At 70.2% G+C, this 19,798-nt stretch carries 21 protein-coding genes; 14 read left to right on the forward strand and 7 right to left on the reverse strand.

The window, feature by feature from the left end; genetic code table 11:
• Positions 1-3 precede the first annotated feature (3 nt).
• The 6 genes from GGR04_RS17220 to GGR04_RS17245 form a co-directional block, all read right to left on the reverse strand.
• Positions 4-903, reverse strand: a complete 900-nt coding sequence (locus GGR04_RS17220) for a CheR family methyltransferase (RefSeq protein ID WP_183201173.1) — start codon at positions 901-903, stop codon at positions 4-6.
• A gap of 5 nt (positions 904-908) precedes the next feature.
• Positions 909-1,421 carry a chemotaxis protein CheW gene (locus tag GGR04_RS17225; RefSeq protein ID WP_183201174.1) on the reverse strand — a complete coding sequence of 171 codons (513 nt, stop codon included), beginning with the start codon at positions 1,419-1,421 and terminating at the stop codon, positions 909-911.
• A gap of 87 nt (positions 1,422-1,508) precedes the next feature.
• Positions 1,509-1,976, reverse strand: coding sequence for a chemotaxis protein CheW (locus GGR04_RS17230; RefSeq protein WP_183201175.1), 468 nt, complete (start codon positions 1,974-1,976; stop codon positions 1,509-1,511).
• Positions 1,977-1,989: 13 nt separating this feature from the next.
• The gene (locus GGR04_RS17235; protein WP_183201176.1) at positions 1,990-4,038 is read right to left on the reverse strand and encodes a chemotaxis protein CheA; all 2,049 of its coding nucleotides are present in this window, start codon (positions 4,036-4,038) and stop codon (positions 1,990-1,992) included.
• Positions 4,039-4,040: 2 nt separating this feature from the next.
• Positions 4,041-4,409, reverse strand: coding sequence for a response regulator (locus tag GGR04_RS17240; RefSeq protein ID WP_183201177.1), 369 nt, complete (start codon positions 4,407-4,409; stop codon positions 4,041-4,043).
• Positions 4,410-4,473: 64 nt separating this feature from the next.
• The gene (locus GGR04_RS17245; RefSeq protein ID WP_183201178.1) at positions 4,474-4,755 is read right to left on the reverse strand and encodes an STAS domain-containing protein; all 282 of its coding nucleotides are present in this window, start codon (positions 4,753-4,755) and stop codon (positions 4,474-4,476) included.
• A gap of 472 nt (positions 4,756-5,227) precedes the next feature.
• Here GGR04_RS17245 and GGR04_RS17250 point away from each other — a divergent pair, with 472 nt between their 5' ends.
• The 13 genes from GGR04_RS17250 to cysC all read left to right on the forward strand — a co-directional run bounded on the left by GGR04_RS17250 (position 5,228) and on the right by cysC (position 18,000).
• Entirely contained in the window at positions 5,228-7,198 is a 1,971-nt protein-coding gene (locus GGR04_RS17250) for a methyl-accepting chemotaxis protein (protein ID WP_183201179.1), read from the forward strand.
• A complete protein-coding gene (locus tag GGR04_RS17255) occupies positions 7,198-7,776 on the forward strand; it encodes an STAS domain-containing protein (protein WP_246393267.1) in 579 nt (192 codons plus the stop codon). Before GGR04_RS17250 ends, GGR04_RS17255 begins: the two co-directional genes overlap by 1 nt.
• Complete coding sequence (locus GGR04_RS17260; RefSeq protein WP_183201180.1) at positions 7,776-8,141, forward strand: response regulator; 366 nt, start codon at positions 7,776-7,778, stop codon at positions 8,139-8,141. Before GGR04_RS17255 ends, GGR04_RS17260 begins: the two co-directional genes overlap by 1 nt.
• A 14-nt stretch (positions 8,142-8,155) precedes the next feature.
• On the forward strand, positions 8,156-10,426 hold the full coding sequence (locus tag GGR04_RS17265) for a chemotaxis protein CheA (RefSeq protein WP_183201181.1): 2,271 nt from the start codon (positions 8,156-8,158) through the stop codon (positions 10,424-10,426).
• A gap of 6 nt (positions 10,427-10,432) precedes the next feature.
• Positions 10,433-10,897, forward strand: a complete 465-nt coding sequence (locus GGR04_RS17270; RefSeq protein ID WP_183201182.1) for a chemotaxis protein CheW — start codon at positions 10,433-10,435, stop codon at positions 10,895-10,897.
• A complete protein-coding gene (locus tag GGR04_RS17275) occupies positions 10,894-11,757 on the forward strand; it encodes a CheR family methyltransferase (protein ID WP_312857479.1) in 864 nt (287 codons plus the stop codon). Before GGR04_RS17270 ends, GGR04_RS17275 begins: the two co-directional genes overlap by 4 nt.
• A complete protein-coding gene (locus tag GGR04_RS17280) occupies positions 11,754-12,806 on the forward strand; it encodes a protein-glutamate methylesterase/protein-glutamine glutaminase (RefSeq protein WP_183201183.1) in 1,053 nt (350 codons plus the stop codon). Before GGR04_RS17275 ends, GGR04_RS17280 begins: the two co-directional genes overlap by 4 nt.
• A gap of 16 nt (positions 12,807-12,822) precedes the next feature.
• Positions 12,823-13,215 carry a response regulator gene (locus GGR04_RS17285; protein ID WP_183201184.1) on the forward strand — a complete coding sequence of 131 codons (393 nt, stop codon included), beginning with the start codon at positions 12,823-12,825 and terminating at the stop codon, positions 13,213-13,215.
• The gene (locus GGR04_RS17290) at positions 13,212-13,745 is read left to right on the forward strand and encodes a chemotaxis protein CheD (RefSeq protein WP_183201185.1); all 534 of its coding nucleotides are present in this window, start codon (positions 13,212-13,214) and stop codon (positions 13,743-13,745) included. The genes GGR04_RS17285 and GGR04_RS17290 overlap by 4 nt, the downstream gene beginning before the upstream one ends.
• 131 nt (positions 13,746-13,876) lie before the next feature.
• Positions 13,877-14,230: a DUF8776 family protein gene (locus tag GGR04_RS17295; protein WP_183201186.1), complete on the forward strand. Its 354-nt coding sequence runs from the start codon at positions 13,877-13,879 to the stop codon at positions 14,228-14,230.
• Between the two features lie 702 nt (positions 14,231-14,932).
• Complete coding sequence (locus GGR04_RS17300) at positions 14,933-15,604, forward strand: sugar transferase (RefSeq protein WP_183201187.1); 672 nt, start codon at positions 14,933-14,935, stop codon at positions 15,602-15,604.
• A 194-nt stretch (positions 15,605-15,798) separates the two neighbouring features.
• Positions 15,799-16,629: a 3'(2'),5'-bisphosphate nucleotidase CysQ gene (gene cysQ / locus GGR04_RS17305; RefSeq protein ID WP_183201188.1), complete on the forward strand. Its 831-nt coding sequence runs from the start codon at positions 15,799-15,801 to the stop codon at positions 16,627-16,629.
• A gap of 177 nt (positions 16,630-16,806) precedes the next feature.
• A complete protein-coding gene (gene cysC / locus GGR04_RS17310) occupies positions 16,807-18,000 on the forward strand; it encodes an adenylyl-sulfate kinase (protein WP_183201189.1) in 1,194 nt (397 codons plus the stop codon).
• 99 nt (positions 18,001-18,099) lie between these two features.
• Here cysC and GGR04_RS17315 read toward each other — a convergent pair whose 3' ends face one another.
• A complete protein-coding gene (locus GGR04_RS17315; RefSeq protein WP_183201190.1) occupies positions 18,100-18,267 on the reverse strand; it encodes a hypothetical protein in 168 nt (55 codons plus the stop codon).
• A gap of 382 nt (positions 18,268-18,649) precedes the next feature.
• Here GGR04_RS17315 and GGR04_RS17320 point away from each other — a divergent pair, with 382 nt between their 5' ends.
• Positions 18,650-19,621 (forward strand): NAD-dependent epimerase/dehydratase family protein, encoded by a 972-nt coding sequence (locus GGR04_RS17320; RefSeq protein WP_183201191.1) that lies wholly within the window; start codon positions 18,650-18,652, stop codon positions 19,619-19,621.
• Positions 19,622-19,798 lie beyond the last annotated feature (177 nt).

Genomic DNA, 19,798 nt, shown 5'->3' on the forward strand with positions numbered 1-19,798 from the left:
GGGTCAGTCCTCCAGCCGTTCGTAGATGTTCCCGCGGATGAGGCGTAGCGGCAGCTTGCCCGAGCGCGTCGTGTCGGAATGCCCGAGGATGAGGAGACCGCCCGGCCGCAGATGCCGGCAGAGCTTGGCGACGACGTCGTGCTGCACCTGCGGCTCGAAGTAGATGAGGACGTTGCGCAGGAAGATGATGTCCATCTTCGTCTTCACGCGGTACTCGGCATGCATCAGATTGATCTGGCCGAAGGTGACGCGGCCGCGCAGCTCCGGCGAGACGCGCACCGCGTCGGAGTCGGGATCGCGCGAGCGCAGGAGATAGCGCTCCTGCAGCGCCGCCGGCACCGGCGCCACGTCCTCGGTGCGGTAGATCGCCTCGCGCGCCGCCGTCAGGATCTTCACCGAGATGTCGGTGGCGAGGATCTGCCAGTCCCACTGGCGCGACTGGGAGGCGACAGCGTCGAGCACCATCGCCAGCGTGTAGACCTCCTGGCCCGACGAGCAGGCCGCGCTCCAGGCGCGCAGGGTGCGCCCGTCGCCGTTCTGAACGAGGCGCTTCAGCTCGGCCTCGTTCAGGTGGTCGAAATGGGCGCGCTCGCGAAAGAACGAGGTCTCGTTCGTCACCACCGTGTCGACGAAGGACTGCATTTCCTGCGCGGCGCCCGCGGGGGTTTGCAGCAGGCGCAGGTAGCTCTCGAAGTCGGGGAGCCCGGTGACCTGCAGCCGGCGACGCAGCCGCGTCTCGAGCATGGTCTTCTTGATGCGCGAGAGCGAGACGCCGCAGCTCGTGTAGACGAGCCGCACGAGGACGTCGAACGTCTGGTCGGAGAGCTCCACCCGCGTCCACTGGGGAATAGCGTCGGAGGGGGCCGAGACCGGCGGCTTGAGGGCTGCGGAGACCTGGGCCATGAGGCTTACGCCGCGCGCGCAGGCGCGGCGCCGTCGAGGCGCCCGAACAGCTGCTCGATGCGCAGCAGCGTCAGGAACGCCTCCTTGCGCCGGCCGAGCCCCTGCATGAAGTCGTTGTTCCAGGTCTCGCCGACATGCGGCGGGGCTTCGAGCGTCTGGTCGGAGAGGTCGGCCACCTCGTGCACGGCGTCGGCGATGACGGCCACCGTGTGGTGGCGGGCGTCGGCCTCGAACTCGAGCACCACGATGCGGGTGTCGGGGCCGATCTCGCGATGCTCGCTCGCGGCCATCGCCAGCTTGGCCTTGAGATCGACCACCGGCACGCCGACGCCGCGCACGTCGATCATGCCGAGAAGGCTCGCCGGCGCGTTGGCCATCGGCTGTATGGGCTTGTAGTCGAGGACCTCGCGCACCTGCCGCACGTTCACCGCGAAGTCGCCCGAGCCGAGCTGGAAGGTGAGCATCTCGCTGCCCTCGTCCGGATCGGCCTCGGCGGAGGGTTGGAAGTGTTGGCTCATGATCGGTCCCCGGAACGGCGAAGGGTTGGGAAGGCGTGGGACGAAGGGTGGACGGTCTGGGCGCCAAGAGGGCCCGAAGGCGCGCCGTCAGGCGTCGTCGAGCAGGCGCTCGACGTCGAGGAGCACCACGAAGCGGTCGCCCTGGCGCACCACGCCCTCGAGATAGCGGCTCGGCCAGCGCGAGCCGTATTCGGGCATCGCCGACACGTCGCTCTCGCGCACGTGGATCACCTCGTAGACCGCGTCGGTCTTGATCGCGACCTGGAAGGTCTCGCCGGCGGCGGTGGAGACCTCCGACACGATCACCCGGCTCGTCGGGGTGTCGTCGGCCCGCGCCATGCCGAAGCGGGCGCGAAGATCGACGAGCGGCAGCACGTTGCCGCGCACGTTGATGAGGCCGGGCGCGAAGGGCGGCGCGTTGGGAATGCGCGTCATCGGCGGCGGATCGAGCACCTCGTGCACGAGCGCCACCTTCAGCCCGAAGAGGTCGTCGCCGAGCGCGACCGTGAGGTAGTCCTCGAGGGAGGTGTCGGTGGTTTCGATGGCGAGCGACATGGGAATCGGACCTTCAGGCTGCGACGCGGGCGTCGAGGCGCGGCTGGGCCGCGTGCCGGGCGAGCGGATTGACGTCGAGGATGAGCGCGACGGAGCCGTCGCCGAGGATGGTGGAGCCGACGAGGCCGGGCGTGCGGGCGTGCAGCGGCGACAGCGGCTTGATCACCGTCTGGTGCTGGCCGACCACCTGGTCCACCACGACGCCGAGCTTGCCGGTGTCGCTCTCGGTGACCACCACGATCGTGCCGCGGTTCGGCGTGCCGAAGACGTCGTCCATCCACAGGAGCGGCACAAGCGTGCCGCGGATGTCGACGAAGTTGCGCCCTGCCGAGGCGCGCGATTCCACCGCCGAGAGCTCGACGCATTCCTCGACGCTGGTGAGCGGCAGGATGCACTGGGTCTCGCCGACGGCGACCTGCAGCCCGTCGATGATGGCGAGGGTGAGCGGCAGGCGCAGCGTGAAGCGCGTGCCCTCGCCCGGCCGGGTGTCGATGTCGATCGAGCCGTGCAGCTCGTTGATCGTGCGCTTGACGACGTCCATGCCGACGCCGCGGCCCGAGAGGTTGGAGACGGCCGCCGCGGTGGAGAGACCGGGATGGAAGATCAGCTCGTCGATCTCCCGGTCGGTCGGCACGGTGCCCTCGGCAACGATGCCGGAGGCGATCGCCTTCTCGAGGATGCGCTCGCGGTTGAGCCCGGCGCCGTCGTCGTCGATGGTGATCACCACCTCGGTGCCGGCCTGGCGGGCGCCGAGGCGCAGCGAGCCGCGCTTGGACTTGCCGGCGCTCGCGCGGCGCTCGGCCGATTCGATGCCGTGGTCGATCGAGTTGCGGATGATGTGGACGAGCGGGTCGCCGAGACGGTCGAGCACGGTCTTGTCGAGCTCGGTCTCCTCGCCGGTGAAGGTGAGGTCGATCTCCTTGCCGAGGTCGGAGGAGAGATCGCGCACGACGCGCCGGTAGCGACCGAAGAGCTGCTCGATCGGCACCATGCGCATGCCCATCGCGCTATCGCGCAGATCGGCCGACAAGCGCTCGATCTCCTCGGCCACCGTGGTGAGCACGGGATCGTGGCGGTTGCGGGCGAGCGCCGAGAGGCGGGCCTGCGCGATCACCAGTTCGCCCACCTGGTCGAGCAGCATGTCGAGGCGCGAGGCGGAGACGCGCACATGGGCTTCGGCGCGCGCGTCCTGGCCCTTGGCCTCGGGCGCCTCGGCCTTCGCGGCGTCGGCCTTCGCGGCGGCGGGCTTGGGGGCCTCGGCCTTCAGCGCGGCGGCGACGACGGCCGGAGCGGCGGCAACCGGAGCGGGGGCGGCAGCGGCAGCCGGAGCGGGGGCCACTGAGGCGTCCGCGTCGATCTCCTCGATCACCACGGCGTCGGGGCCGTCGACGAAGATGAACACGTCGTCGATCGCCGAGCGCGGCGCGGCGGTGTCGAGCAGGATCGTCCAGCCGAGATGGAGGTCGGTGGGAACGAGATCCTCGATCGGGGGAAGCTGCGAGACGTCGGCGGCGACCGTGAGGGGGCCGAGGTCGCGCAGCTCGTCGAGCAGCGCCAGCGGGTTGGTTCCGAAGGCGAGCGCCGAGCGCTCGAGGCGCAGTGCGATGCGGAAGCGGCGCGCCATCGCCGAGACGGGGGGCGCGGCGGCGGGCTGGGCGGCGGCGGGCGACGAGCCGGCGGCGGCCGGTGCGCCGTCCACCTCGGCGATCAGCGCCTTGGCGAGCCGGGTGCTCTCGGCGGAATGGTCGCCGTCGGCCTCGAACAGCAGCTTGCGGATCTGGTCGGCCGACTGGAGAAGCAGCGAGACGAGCGCCGGGGTCACCGGAGCGTGGTCCTGGCGCACCTTCTCGAAGGCGTTTTCGAGCTCGTGGGCGAAGGCGGCCATCGCGGGCGGGCCGAACATGCCGCCCGACCCCTTCAGGGTGTGCAGCGCGCGGAACGTCGTGTTGACGAGCTCGCGGTCGTTCGGGCGCTTCTCGAGATCGAGGAGCGCGGCCTCGAGCTGCTCCAGGAGGTCGCGCGCCTCGTTGAGGAAGGTCTCGATGATGTCGCCGCCCATCATGATCAGGCCCCGATCAGCTTGTTGACGACGGCGACCAGCTTGGCCTGGTCGAACGGCTTGACGATCCAGCCGGTGGCGCCAGCGGCCTTGCCTTCCATCTTCTTCGTCTCGTCCGACTCGGTGGTCAGCATGACGATCGGGATGCCGGCATGCTGGGGCATCTCGCGCACCTTGCGGATCATGCCGATGCCGTCGAGATTGGGCATGTTCAGATCGGTGATGATGAGCTGGTACTTGTTCTGGTCCAGCTTGGTGATCGCATCGGCGCCGTCGACGGCGGTGTCGGGGGCATAGCCTGCGCTCTCGAGCGTGAAGGAGACCATCTGCCTCACGCTGGCGGAGTCATCGACGCAAAGTACGGATTTCGCCACGGACTTCACCTTTCTGGATTCGGGGAAGAAAAGAAGACGGGGGGGAGAGGCGGCAGGCCGGCGGTCAGGACACGGCCGGAAGGGGGGCGCCGCAGCGCTCGAACAAAGCGCGGACCGCCTCCGAGGCGGTGGCGGTGAGCCGGCGGCCGGAGGCCGCGAGCGAGACGTCGAGCGACAGGAGAAGCTGCACGAAGCCGACGTCGGCGGCGCCGACGCCGCCCATGTCGAGATGCAGCACGCCATCGACCGTTTCGCCGGCGGCACGCATGAGATCCTCCCGCAGGACGACCAGTCCCGACAGGTCGTAGGATCCGTCGAGCACGAGATGGGCAGCAGGTGAGGTCATGGATCGGGTTTCCGTCACATCGATTGGATCGCACACTGGCCCAAACAGATTGCGGCGCGGTTAAAGCTGCGAAGTTTAAACGACGGAACTGGCAAGTCTCTTGCCGCCGCACCGCCGGGGCGACAAGTCGTGCTATAGAAGAACGCCGCGCCGCATCCGGTCCGCCCGTCGGCGCGACCTTGCGTTGCAACGAGCGACGGACGGTGCCCGCCCCGCGGCAGCCGACCCGCCGGCGTTTTCCGTTCGTTATGCTTACCAGTCTTTCTCGTGGCAGCCGGCATCAAGTAGAGCTTGCGCCTGGTTCCACCTCGATACCGACGTTCTAACTAAATTTTATAAGTTAGAAGTCTAAATGGCGGAACTGCCGGAGAGATCGGTCGATCCGCCCCCGTTGCCGGGCGTGCCGCGACGATCCCTCCGAAGCCCACCCGTCCAGCCACGTGGCACCGGCGCCGCGTCCTTCGGAGACGTCATGTCCGCGATCCAGAATCTCGCCCTCTCGCGAAAGCTCATGCTGGCCTTCGCCGTCATGGTCTGTGCCACGGCCGGCTTGGGCGGCCTCGTCGTCCATGAGCTCGGCGCGATCGACACGGTCCGCGAGGCCGGCCGCACGGCCACCGCCCGCCTCGACGCGCTCTCCGTGCTCGGCGAGCGTCTGGCGGCGCGCGAGACCGCGGCGGCGGCGGTGCTGCGCCCGGCGGCCGATCCCGAAGCGGCGGCGCGCCTCGCCGGTGCCAACGCCGCGGTCGCCCGTGCCCTGGCCGAGCTTCCGGCGGAGGGCGTCGACGCCACCGAGACGTCGCGCCTCGCCCGTCTCGGCACGCTCGACGCCGACTACCGCGGCGAGACCGATGACATCGCCCGCCGGCTCGCCGCGCCGCAGACCCGCGCCGAGGCCGAAAAGGCACTCGCCGCCTCCCGCGGACAGGCGGCGATGCTCTCGCTCACCGGGGCGTTGGCCGAGACGGCGCGCGCCGAGCGGCAAGCCGCCTCCACGGCCATCGACGTCGCCTACGGCCGGCTCCCGTCGATCGTGATCGCCTGCGTCCTCGGCTCGCTGGCCCTCGCCGGCCTTCTCTGCCTCCTGCTCGTTCGCGGCATCGCGGCCCCCGTGCGCCACGTGGCCGAAGCGCTGACGAAGCTTTCGGCGGGCGACGCCGACGTGACGCTGAAGATGCTCGGCCGGCGCGACGAGATCGGCAGGATGGCCGCCGCGCTCGACGTCTTCCGCCAGAACCTCCTCGCCAACCGCTCGCTCGAGGCCGAGGCCGCCAAGGTCCATGCCGCCAGCCTCGCAGAGCACGCCCGCGCCGAGGACGAGCGCGAGAGCATCGCCGCCGACCAAGCGCTGGTGGTGGACGCCCTCGAGGAAGCGCTGACGCGCATGTCGTCGGGCGACCTCACCGCCCGCATCTCCACCCCCTTCCCCGGCCGCTACGCTCGCCTCGGCGACGAGTTCAACAAGGCCGCCGCGCATCTCCACGACATGGTCGGGCGCGTCGCCGCCTCGGTCTCCTCGATCGCCAACGGCACGAACGAGATCGGCCACGCCTCGGACGACCTGTCGCGCCGCACCGAGCAGCAGGCCGCCAGCCTCGACAAGACCGCCTCGGCGCTCGGCGAGATCACCGCCACCGTCAAGCACTCGGCCGAGAACGCCGCCTCGGTCGCCTCCTCCGTCGCCACCGCCCGCCAGGACACCGAGCGCTCGGGCGAGGTGATGCTCGAGGCGGTGGCGGCGATGACCGCGATCCAGAAGTCCTCGCAGCAGATCGCCCGCATCATCGGCGTGATCGACGAGATCGCCTTCCAGACCAACCTCCTCGCCCTCAATGCCGGCGTCGAGGCGGCGCGGGCGGGCGATGCCGGTCGCGGCTTCGCGGTGGTGGCGCTCGAGGTGCGGGCGCTCGCCCAGCGCTCCTCGGAGGCCGCCAAGGAGATCAAGACGCTGATCGGCGCCTCCTCCACGCAGGTCGGCAACGGCGTCGACCTCGTCAACCGCTCCGGCGAGGTGCTCACCCGCATCGCCGCTCAGGTCACCCAGATCGACGCCCTGGTGCAGGAGATCGCCGGCTCGGCGCGCGAGCAGTCGATCGGCATCGCCGACGTCAACGACGCCGTCAACAAGATGGACCGCGTCACCCAGCAGAACGCCGCGATGGTGGAGGAGACCACCGCCGCGACCCTCTCGCTGCGCACCGAGACCGAGGAACTCGGCCGCCTCGTCGCCAGCTTCCGCGTCGACACGACCGACCTCGCGGTACAGCAACTTCGCGGCGTCGCGGCCGTGATGAAGACGCCGGCGGCGAGCGCGCCCCGCGCTGCCGTCCCGTCCCCCGTCCAGGCACACGCCCCGACCTCGCCGATCGCCGCCCCGCGTGCGAGCGCGGCCGCGGCTCCCGCAACCGCCGCCGCCGAAGAGCTCGGCTGGGAGGAGTTCTGATGTCCGGTCTGCCGCAAGCCCCCGCGCAAGACGATCTCGTGGTGTCCCTGCCGCCCGAGATCCTGGCGATGATGGCCTCCTACGAGACGCCCGCCGCCGATGAGGCGGCCGTCGATGAAACCACCCTCGACGAGGCCTCGAACGGCGAGTCCCCTGCCGCGACCCTGTCCGCCGACCAGCCTTCGAGCTTCGGCTCCGAAGCCGGCGATCTCGATGCTTCCGCCGACGCCGACGCCGACGCGGGACCAACGGGCGACGAGGCCGGAGCGCCCCTCCCCGCCTCCATCGTCTCGGGCGAGGCCGGCGAGACGCTGACGCTCGCGCCCGTTCTCGACATCACCGCCGCCGCGGCGCTCCACGCCGAGCTTCTCGCCCGGCGCGGCGCCCCGCTCGGCCTCGATGCGGCCGAGGTGCGCCGCCTCGGGGGCCAGTGCCTGCAGCTGCTCGTCTCGGCTCGCAAGACCTGGGAAGCGGACGGGCTGGCGCTGACCCTCACCGCGACGTCGCCGGCCTTCGAGCGCGATCTCGCGCTTCTGGGCTGCAGCGCCGCCGACCTGACCCAGAGCGAGGCCGCGTGATGACGAAGACCATCCTGACGATCGACGATTCGCGCACGATGCGCGAGCTGCTGCGCGCCGCGCTCGACAAGGCCGGCTTCCACGTCATCCAGGCCGAGGACGGCCTGCACGGGCTGGAGGTGCTGCGCGCCTCCGAGCCCGACGTGATCATCACCGACATCAACATGCCCCGCATGAACGGGCTGGAGTTCATCGAGGCGGTGCGCGTCGACGAGACGCGCCGCGCCATCCCGATCATCGTGCTCACCACCGAGAGCGACGCCGCCAAGAAGGACCGCGCCCGCAAGGCCGGCGCCACCGGCTGGATCGTCAAGCCCTTCGACCCGGTGAAGCTCGTCTCCGCCATCAACCGCGTCGTCGCCTGAAGGACCTGCCGATCATGAGCGCTTTGGACGAGATCCGCGTCGTCTTCTTCCAGGAATGCGACGAACAGCTCCAGGAGCTGGAGGACGGCCTCACCGCGATGAGCGAAGGCCAGACCGACGACGACACCGTGAACCGCGTCTTTCGCGCGGTGCATTCGATCAAGGGGGGCGCGGGCGCCTTCGACCTGACCAAGCTCGTCAAGTTCGCCCACGTCTTCGAGACCGTGCTCGACGAGGTGCGCTCGCACCGGCTCGTCGCCGGCGACGCCGTGATGCCGGTGATGCTGCGCTCGGCCGACCATCTGCGCGACATGGTGGCTGCGGGCCGCGACGGCGCGGAAGGCGACCTCGCGCGCTCGAAGGAGCTGATCGACGAGCTGGAGGCGCTGATCGGCGGCCCGAAGGGCGGCCATGACGACGAGGAGGGCGCCGACGAGGACGGCGGCATGGCGCTCGCCGATTTCGAGTTCACGCCGGTGGCGGTGGACTGGTCGGCCATGGGCCTCGACACCGGCTTCGACGGGGGCTTCGGTGCAGGAGCCGCGCCGGCGCTCGGCGAGGACGGCCCGGCCGTGCGCATCGCCTTCAAGCCGCATCGCGACCTCTATGCCAAGGCCAACGAGGCGACGGTGCTGCTGCGCGAGGTCTCCGCGCTCGGCGAGGCGACGATCGCCTGCGACACGTCCGAGGTTCCGCTCCTCGACACGATCGACCCGGAGGGCGCCTATCTCTCCTTCGCGATCGACCTCGACGGCGACGAGGTGAGCGAGGCCAAGGTTCGCGAGATCTTCGAATTCGCCGAATGGGACTGCGACCTCACGGTCACCGCCCGTGCCGGCGCGATGCCCGAGATCGACCTCGCCGCGCTCGGCGACGCCGGCGGCATCTCGGTGGCCGACCTCCTGGCGCGCCTGCAGAACGAGATCGTGACGGAGGGCGACGCGCCCGCGAGCGACGCGGCGCCCCCCTCCCCTGCCCCAACCCCGACCAAGGCGCCTGCCCCCGCCCCGGCCGAGAAGGCCGAGCCCGGCGAAAAGTCGGAGAAGGCCGAGGGCGAGAGCGCGGCCAAGGCCGAGGCGCCGGCCGCCGTCATCCGCGTCGAGCTGCACCGCGTCGACAAGCTGATCGATCTCGTCGGCGAACTCGTGACGACGCAGACCATGCTCGCCCAGAAGGTCGAGGAGGCCGGCCTCCCGACGGGCTCCGAGGTCGTCTCCTCGATCGAGGAGCTCGACCGGCTGACCCGCACCCTGCAGGACAGCGTGATGGCGGTGCGCGCCCAGCCCGTGAAGTCGGTGTTCCAGCGCATGCCGCGCCTCGTGCGCGAGGTGGCGGCCGCCACCGGCAAGAAGGTCGCCTTCGTCTCGAAGGGCGAGAACACCGAGGTCGACAAGACCGTGGTGGAGCGCCTCTCCGACCCGCTCACCCACATGATCCGCAACGCCATCGACCACGGGCTCGAGAAGCCCGAGGACCGCGTCGCCAAGGGTAAGCCGGCCGAGGGCACGGTGACCCTCTCGGCCGCACACCGCTCGGGCCGCATCATCATCGAGATCTCCGACGACGGCGCCGGCATCAACCGGCCGAAGGTCAAGCAGATCGCCATCGACAAGGGCCTCATCGCCGCCGACGCCATCCTCTCCGACGAGGAGACCGACCAGCTGGTGATGCTGCCGGGCTTCTCCACCGCCACCACCGTCTCGGCGATCTCGGGCCGGGGCGTCGGCATGGACGTCGTGAAGCAGTCGATCGAGGCGCTCGGCGGGCGTCTCGCCATCGCCTCGCGGCCGGGGCTCGGCTCCTCCTTCACCATGAGCCTGCCCCTGACGCTCGCCGTCCTCGACGGGATGATCGTCAAGGTCGGCGAGGAGACGCTGGTGGTGCCGCTCTCGGCCATCGTCTTCACCTTCCGCCCGCAGGCCGAGGAGCTGCAGGCGCTCGGGCACGGGCGCACCGTCCACGTGCGCGACGCCATCGTGCCGCTGATCGACGTCGGCGTGGAGCTCGGCTTCCGCGCCGAGCCGGCCGACCCGCTGACCTCCGTCGCCATTCTCGTCGACGTCGACAACAACCGGCGCATCGCGCTTCTCGTCGACGAGATCCGCGGCCAGCGGCAGGTGGTCATCAAGAGCCTCGAGAAGAACTACCGACCGGTGGCCGGCATCTCGGCGGCGACGATCTCGGGCGAGGGGCGCGTCGCGCTCATCGTCGACGTCGACGCCATGGCCGGCGAGCGCACGCTCGACGGCTTCATCTTCGGCATCGAACAGGTCGCGGCGGAGTAGAGACCCATGTCCCAGACGGTTCGCAAGAGCACCACACAGGGCACCGAGATGGTGGCCTTCCGCGTCGGCCCGCAGGAGTTCTGCGTCGACATCAAGGCGGTCCGCGAGATCCGGGGCTGGACCCCGGCCACCACGCTGCCGCACGCGCCGCACTATATTCTCGGCGTCATCAACCTGCGCGGCACCGTGCTGCCGGTGGTCAACCTCGCCGCCCGGCTCGGCCTGCCCGTGGATCCCCCGACGCCGCGCCACGTCATCGTGGTGGTGGCGGCCGAGGACCAGGTCTTCGGGCTCCTCGTCGACGCCGTCTCCGACATCCTCTCCGTCAGCCCCGAGCTGATGCAGGGCGCGCCGGACCTGGCGCAGGACTCGGCCAAGGCCTTCGTCTCGGCGGTGGTGGCGATCGAGGACCGGATGATCGCCCGCATCATGCCCGAGCGCATGCTGCCCGAGCGGATGCGCCTGTCGTGACCGCCGCGGCGGCGGCCAGCCGTCCGGCCGCCGCCGACGATGGCGGGCTGTCGCCGGCCGCGTTCGAGCGCATCGCCGGGATCATCCGGGCGGAGGCCGGCATCCATCTCGACGACGCCAAGGCCTCGCTCGTCTACGCGCGCCTCGTGAAGCGACTGAAGGCGCTGGGGATGACCTCGTTCGAGCGCTATTGCGACCTCGTGCAGTCGGCGGCGGGCGCGGTGGAGCGCCCGCTCATGGTCGAGGCGCTGACCACGAACTACACGTTCTTCCTGCGCGAGCCGCACCATTTCGAGCATTTCGCAGAGACCGCCCTGCCCGGGCTCGCGGCGCGCGCGGCGGCGGGCGGGCGGGTGCGGATCTGGAGCGCCGGCTGCTCGATGGGGCACGAGACCTATTCCATCGCCCTGCGCCTTCTCGAGCGGATGCCCGACGCCGGGCGTCACGACATCCGCATCCTCGCCACCGACATCGACCGCAACGTGCTGGCGACGGCGCGCGCCGGGCGCTACGACGCGGCCACCCTGAAGGTGCTGACGCCGGCCGATCTCGACCGCGGCTTCCGCGCGGCGGGACCGGACCTCTTCGAGGTGCGCCCCGAACTGCGCGAACTCGTCGCCTTCCACGAGCTCAACCTCCTGTCGGACTGGCCGATGCGCGGCACGTTCGACGTCGTGTTCTTCCGCAACGTCGCGATCTATTTCGACCAGGGCGTGCGCGAGGCGATCTGGCTGCGCATGGCCGAGCGGATGCCGGCGGGCGGCTGGCTCTATGTCGGCCATTCCGAGCGCATCACGGGCGAGCCCGCCGCGCTCTTCTCGCACGCGGCCAACACCACCTACCGACGGCTCGCCGGATGAGTCCGACGCGCGTTCTCATCATCGACGATTCGCCGACCATGCGACTTCTCATCGGCAGGGCGCTGCGCGAGGCCGGCGACATCGAGATCGTGGGTGAGGCCGGAGACGCGTTCGAGGCCCGCAAGCAGATCAAGATGCTCGATCCCGACGTGGTGACGCTCGACGTCGAGATGCCGGGCATGCGGGGGATCGACTTTCTCGAGAAGATCATGCGGCTTCGCCCGATGCCCGTGGTGATGGTCTCCAGCCAGACCGGGCCGGGCACCTCGGCGGCGATCGAGGCGCTCGCCATCGGCGCCTTCGACTGCTTCGCCAAGCCGCGCCGCGCCAACGACGACGCCTTCAACGCCCTCGCCGGCACGGTGCGTCTCGCCGCCCAGTCGCGGCACAGGCTGGCGGCCGTCTCGGCCCGGCGCAACGACGCGCTCGCGGCCCCGCCAAAGCGCACCGGCGCCGCCAGCGCTGGCACGGCGCACGCACCGGGCCGCCGGCGGCCCGCCGCGATCGGCATCGGCGCCTCCACCGGCGGCATCGAGGCGCTGACGGCGCTCTTCGCCGACTGGCCGCCGGACTGCCCGCCCACCTTCGTCGTGCAGCACCTGCCCGCCGGCTTCACCCGCGGCTTCGCCCAGCGCCTCGCCCGGTCCTCGCCGGTGCGGGTCGTGGAGGCCGAGGACGGCATGCCGATCGAGACGGGCACCGTGTATCTGGCGCCGGGCGGCATCCGCCACCTGATGGTGGTCGGCGCCTCGCCCGTCTGCTCGCTGGTGGAGGCCGCGCCCGTCAGCGGTCATCGCCCCTCCGTCGACGTTCTCCTCCATTCGCTCGCCCGCCGTTTCGGAAAATCCACCCTCGGGATCGTTTTGACGGGCATGGGAAGCGATGGAGCACACGGTGCTTTGGAGATTCGTAAGAGTGGAGGGTGGACAATAGGCCAGAACGAACAGTCCTCCCTGGTCTATGGGATGCCGAAAGCCGCCTTCAACTTGGGCGCGATCGACGAACAACTCGCTCTCGAAAGCATTTCAAACGCCGCCTTTGGCGCCTGAACCTGAAAGAACAGCCATGTCGCTGACCAAGCAAACGATCAAGATCCTGATCGTCGACGACCAGACCACGAGCCGGCTGCTCATGCGGGACGCGCTCCAGCAGATCGGCTTCGCCAACATTCCCTTCGCCAAGGACGGCGAAGAGGCGTTGAAGATGATGATGTCGAGCCCCGCCCACATCGTCATCTCCGACTACAACATGCCCAAGCTCAACGGGCTGCAGCTGCTGCAGGCGATCCGCACCTTCCCCGCGACGCGCATCACGCCCTTCATCCTGCTCACCGGCTCGGGAGACCGCACGGTGCTGCAGCAGGCGGTGAAGCTCGGGGTCAACAACTACCTGCCCAAGCCCGTGCAGCCGGCGGCCCTGCAGAAGGCGATCCAGGCGGTCACCGGCAACATTCAATGAGCACAGTGCAGGCGGAGACCCGGGTCCATGTCGGAGAGGGCGAGACGCGCATCGAAAGCGACGCGCATCTCGTGCTGACCACCGTTCTGGGCTCGTGCGTGGCCGCCTGCATCTTCGATCGCACGGCCCGCACCGGGGGCATGAACCACTTCCTGCTTTCGGGCGAGGGCGGCACCGGGGCGGGCGCGGCCGAGCGCTACGGCGCCTTCCTCATGGAGGTGCTGGTGAACGGGCTGCTGGCGCGCGGCGCCAAGCGCGGACGCCTCGAGGCCAAGCTCTTCGGGGGGTCGCGCATCGGCGCGACGCGCGGCGACATCGGCGAGGCCAACGCCACCTTCGCCAAGGGCTTCCTGGCGATGGAGAACATCCCGCTCCTCGGCGGCAGCCTCGGCGGCACGAGCGCGCGGCGCGTCGAGTTCTGGCCGACGAGCGGGCGGGCCCGCCAGATCGCGCTCGCCAACGAGCCGCCGCCCCCGGCGCCGCCGCCGCGCCCGGCGCTCGCCGACCTCGGCGAGGTCGAGTTCTTCTAGAGTTCGCCGCCGGACCGGAGATCTCCTCCCCCCGGCCGCCCGCCCGTCTTTTCGCGGTTCGCGCACGCCGGGCTCCATTCCCGGCGCGCGCGAACCCATCTCATTCTCCACCCGCCGCCGGAGACGACCCCATGAGCGATGACGCCCTGCCCGCAACCACCCCCGGCCAGCTTCTGGAGCGGATCAGCGCCGAGCTCGCCCGTCAGGCCGACGCCGTGCGCTCGCTGCACGCCCTGACGGACGGCGCCGAGACACCGGAGGCGGTGCGGCTCGCGCAGACGATCGACACGGCCTCGCAGGTTCTCGACGAGATCGCCGGCCTGCTCGGGGCTCTCGCGCCGCCCCCCGGCGCCGCGCCGGACGCGCCGATGCGCGATCCCGCGCCGCTTGCCGAAAACGTGCGTCTCTCCGAGCTGCGGCGCACGCTGTTCGATCCCGGCGCCGAGGCGGCCCCGGACACGGACGGCGACCTCGATCTCTTCTGACGCGGGGACCTACGCGGCATTTTCGATGGAGATCGGGGCGGGAAGGTTCCATGGGGGACCGATCCATCGTCCTTTCGCGGTGTGTCTGATGCCGATCCGCAACAGGCAATCGATCACGTTATATTTCTTCGATCACGTTATGCTGCGCTGCGAGAGAACGGCGTATGCGGGTCGTGAGTCGGGAAACCATGCCTCCCCTTTTAATGATCAGTATTCCCAACTATTTCCGGTCGCGCCACGCCTCCCTTCCACGGCCCTCCCCTTCCGCGCGTCTCCGGGCGGGTCCGGGACGTCGACAAGGCCGCATTCGTCCGTGCTGCACTGAAATGACGGCGTCCGGTGCGGCCGATACGGCGCCGTATCGGCCGCACCGGGAGGAGATCCTTCGGTCCGCCGCCGTGCGGACAGCAGACCATCGTCCGCCCGCCATCTTACGAAGGATAGTGTTCGACGCGAGCGGTTCATCTTTCGTAAACCTTGAGATCCCGGGCTCGGTCGTCCCATTCCCGCGAGGCGGCCGCGTCGCCCGCAGCGAAGACGCCGCTCTACTACGGGTCAGCCAATAGATCGGGAATTCGGCGGCACGTGCCTCGCGTTCGCGCTCTGTAACGTGTGGGGCAAGCCGTCTCGGGTTGCGATTGCGGCCCCTGAACCCTTGCTCTACCGCTCGCACCCAATTGCTCTCCCCGTCGGTGCGTTCCCATGGTCAAGATCTCGACATTGCTGCGCCAGACCGAAGTGACGGCGGTCGGCGACCTCCCCGTCGGCGGGGGGGCGAAGCGGGCCATCGACGTGACGATCGCCCTTCTCGCGCTGATCGTTCTCAGCCCGCTGATGCTGATGATCGTGGTCCTGATGAAGCTGACCGATCCCGGTCCGGTGTTCTTCGGCCACAAGCGCGTCGGCTTCGAGGGGCGGCATTTCCACTGCTTCAAGTTCCGCTCGATGGCGACCAACTCGGCCGAGCTGCTGCAGCGCCTGCTGCAGAGCGACCCGGTGGCCCGTGCCGAGTGGGAGACGAGCCAGAAGCTGCGCAACGATCCGCGCGTCACGCGTCTCGGCCGCATCCTGCGCGAGACCTCGCTCGACGAGCTGCCGCAGCTCTTCAACGTGCTGAAGGGCGACATGAGCCTCGTCGGCCCGCGCCCGATCGTCGACGAGGAGATCTACCGCTACTCGCACCGCTTCTCGGCCTACAAGCGCGTGCGCCCCGGCGTCACCGGCATGTGGCAGGTGAACGGGCGCTCCGACGCCACCTACGCCTCGCGGGTGAAGTTCGACACGTTCTACGTGCGCAACTGGTCGGTGCCGCTCGACCTCGCCATTCTGTTCAAGACCGTGGGCGTGGTGCTGCGCCGCAACGGCAGCTGCTGAGCCGCCGCCCCAGCCCATCGCCGAATGTCGAGACCATCACGCCGTCCGGTTTCGCCGGACGGCGTTTCCATGGGGGCGATGGCGGCGCAGCCTGGGCGCGGCGCTGCCATCCCGCCTGCGGTCTCGCCACCGGGTAGCGACTGGCGTAAGGGCGGAGGCGAGCCCCGTCGCCCTCCCGTTTCCCGCGAGTTGCCATGTCCCCTCTCCTCGACACGCTCCTCCAGGCGGCCCTTGCGGCCGGCGCGGTGATCCTGCACCACTACGAGGCCGGCACCCCCGCGACCGCCAAGGCCGACGGCTCGCCGGTCACGGAGGCCGACCGCGAGGCGGAGGCCGTCATTCTCGCGGCGCTGCGCCGCTTCGATCCCGCCATCCCGGTGGTGGCCGAGGAGGAAGCGGAGGCCGGGCGCCTGCCGACGGCGGAGTCCACGCGCTTCTTCCTGGTCGATCCGCTCGACGGGACCCGCGAATTCGTCGGGCGCAACGGCGACTTCACGGTCAACATCGCGTTGATCGAGGACGGCGTGCCGGTCGCCGGGATCGTCTTCGCGCCGGTCTGCGGGCGCCTCTTCCTCGGCGAGGCCGGCCGGGCCTTCGAAACCGCGGTGGAAGGCGGACACGCCGGGCCGCTGCACCCGATCGCCGTGCGCACTGCACCCGCCCGGCCCGTCGCCGTCGCCTCGCGCTCGCACCCGACGCCCGAGACGAGCGCCTGGCTCGCAAGCCACGCGATCACGCAGACGGTGTCGCGCGGATCCTCGCTGAAGTTCTGTCTCCTCGCAGCAGGCGAGGCCGACGTCTATCCCCGCCTCGGCCGGACCATGGAATGGGACACGGCGGCGGGCGACGCGGTGCTGCGCGCGGCCGGCGGGCGCGTGGTGACGCTCGACGGCGCGCCGCTGCGCTACGGCAAGCGCCGCCAGTTGGACGAGGCCGACTACGCCAATCCGCATTTCCTGGCCTTCGGCGATCCAGCCGGCGAACGCTGGCTCGCCCCGACGCCGGCGAGCGCGGCCGCCGTCTAGCATTCGCCCGATCCGAGCGACCTCGCCGCTCGCGGTGCCTCGCTTCCTCACCGTGCGGCGACGCCCCTGCGCTTCGCCGGGAAACGCTCTAGTCTCTTCGCACCCGGTCGCCTTCAAGGACGCGCATCCCGTGACACACCCTCGCCCCGCCCCCGTGCCGCAGCCGCCCCGGTTCCGATGAGCGATCCCGCCACCGCCGCTCCGTTTCGCCTCGCCATCTCCGCCTCGCGTGGGCCGGAGATCGAGGGGCGGGTTCTCTCCGGCCGCGTCGCCGCCGGAGACCGGCTCGTCGCCGCCACCTCCGGGCGCACCGCGGGCGTCACGTCGCTGCGCAACGGCGCCGGTGAACCGCTCGACGCCGCGCAGGTCGGCGACCACGTGGTTCTCGGTCTCGACGACGCCTGGAGCCTCACACCCGGCGATCTCGTCGCCGGCGCCGATCGGCGGCCGGCGGTGGCCGATCAGGTGGCGGCCGACATCGACTGGCGGGGCGAGGGACCGCTGATCCCCGGCCGCAACCTCTCCTTCACGGTGGGCGCGCAGACGGCGACGGGCAGCGTCACCGAGATCCGCCACCGCATCGACCCGCGGAGCGGCCAAGCCCTGGCCGGCAAGATCGTCGGCACCGGGGAGACGGCGCGGGTCAACCTCACCTTCGCCCGCGCCCTCGCCTTCGACCCGTTCACCGAGAACGAGGCGACCGGCGCGCTGACCATCCGCGCGCTCAGTGGCGACGCGATCCTCGGCACGGGGCGCATCGCCTTCGGGCTGCGGCGCGCCACCAACATCCATTGGCAGGCGGTGGACATCGACCGGGCGGCGCGGGCCGAGATCAAGGGGCAGGTGCCGGTCTGCCTTTGGTTCACGGGATTGTCGGGCGCCGGCAAGTCGGCGATCGCCAACGCGCTCGAGCGTGCGCTGTTTTCCGTGGGGCGCCACACCTATCTGCTCGACGGCGACAACGTGCGCCACGGGCTGAACCGCGACCTCGGCTTCACCGAGGCCGACCGGGTGGAGAACATCCGCCGCGTGGCGGAGACGGCGCGGCTGATGCTCGACGCCGGGCTGATCGTTCTCGCGTCCTTCATCTCGCCCTTCCGGGCCGACCGGGCGATGGCGCGCGCGCTGATGGGCGAGGGCGAGTTCGTGGAGATCTTCGTCGACACGCCGCTGGCCGTGGCCGAGGCGCGCGATCCCAAGGGGCTCTATCGCCGCGCCCGGGCCGGCGAGATCCGCAATTTCACGGGGCTGGACAGCCCCTACGAGCCGCCGCTTTCGCCCGAGATCCGCCTGGCGACGGGCGGCTCGACGCCGGAGGCGCTGGCCGAAGAGGTTCTCGCCTATCTCGCGTCTCGCGGGACGCTGCGCTAGGCGCGGGGGCCGGCGCTTCCGGGATCGCCGGGTGGATGCGTCTTCGCCGGCAGGCGGCGAGACCGGACGGGCTTGGGCGCCCCCCCGCTCGGGTTGCGCCTAGAACAGGACGACGCTGGCCAGCGCGGCCCAGAGGACCGAGGAAATGCCGAGGCCGAGAAGGATGCCGCGGGCTGGGCGCAGCCGATCGTCGCGCCGACGAACGCCGCGGAACTCGGCGCGGGGCGCCACCAGACTGATGATGGCAGGAGAAGCGTTGCGGGCCATGGGAAGTCTCCTTGCTGTGTCCGCACCGGGCGAACCCAATGCCTAACGGATCGTGACAGTGCAGAACCGTCACCTTCGACGTTCATCTGTAGTCAAGCCGGGTTTCCGAACAGTTCCCCGCAGCCGAGACTTGCATTTCGAAGCCGGATTTGCCGTGATACTTCGGTCAATGGTGAACGAGAGGTCGTCCGACTTGCTTCAATTTGTATGAACCAAAATCGACAGGCGAGAGAAATCGGTAAGGATACCGGAGCATGGCTTGCCTCCGGTCGGCATCTTGCCTATCGGTTGCAGTGCGAAAGACAGAAGGATCACGGGCCTGCCGCCCGCCGTGCGAACGGCCATGTGCGAGGGGTCCGTGGGCAGGAGCCGAGCCAGCCGGATGAAGAACGCCATCGTCTTTGGAGGGGCCGGGTTCATCGGAACCCATCTCCTGCGCCGCCTCGCCGCCACCGGCGAATACGGCCGCCTCGTCAGCGTCGACATGGCGCCCCCGGCCGAGCCCGTCGAGGGCGTCGACTACCACTCGCACGACCTGCGCCGCCCCGTGCCCGACAGCGTCGGCACCGACTTCGCGCAAGCCTACAATCTCGCCGCGGTGCACCGCACGCCCGGTCACGAACCGCACGAATATTACGAGACGAATGTCGGCGGCGCCGTCGAGATCTGCGACTTCGCCCGCCGGAACGGCGTTCCCGTCCTGGTCTTCACCTCTTCGATCGCGATCTACGGGCCGGGCGAGGACCTGAAAAGCGAGACCACGAACCCGACGCCGACCTCCGACTACGGCCGCTCCAAGCTGCTGGCCGAGAGGGTGCACCGCGAGTGGCAGGCGAGCGGCGAGGGCCGGCGCCTCGTGGTGGCGCGGCCCGCCGTGATCTTCGGCAAGGGCGAGCGTGGCAACTTCACCCGCCTCGCGGCCACGCTGCGCAAGGGCGTGTTCGTCTATCCCGGCCGCAAGGACACGATCAAGAGCTGCGGCTATGTGGGCGAGCTCGTGGAAACGATGCGCTTCGCGGTGGCCCGCGAGGAGCCGAGCATCCTCTACAATTTCTGCTATCCGCACGCCTACACGATCGAGGAGATCTGCCAGGCCTTCGAGCGGGTGGCGCAGCTGCCCGCCCCGCGCGGGCTCATTCCGCAGAGCCTGATGAACGGCGCGGCGATGCCCTTCGAAATGCTCGACAAGGTGGGTCTTCGCAACTCCATCAACCGCGAGCGGATCGCCAAGCTGGTGCTCTCGACCCGCGTGGAGCCGGGTTGGCTGAACGCCGCCGGCTACCGCTTCGACACCGATCTCGACGAGGCGATCCGCCGCTGGAAGGCCGACAACCGCGCCGGCGAACTGGTGTGACCGGTAGCGCCGCCGCCCTGCCGCGGCGTGGGCTCGCGTCGGCCGGCCTCGCGGTTTCGTTCCGTGGATCGTTCCCGACCTCCCGCGAATGCGGCGCCCCACGAGGGCTCATCCACCATCGTCACCGGCCCGGCGGCCGGCCAAACCCGCCGGCGACGCCCGTCGCAGGACAGGACT

Source organism: Aureimonas pseudogalii (genome assembly GCF_014196835.1).
GTDB lineage: Bacteria > Pseudomonadota > Alphaproteobacteria > Rhizobiales > Rhizobiaceae > Aureimonas > Aureimonas pseudogalii.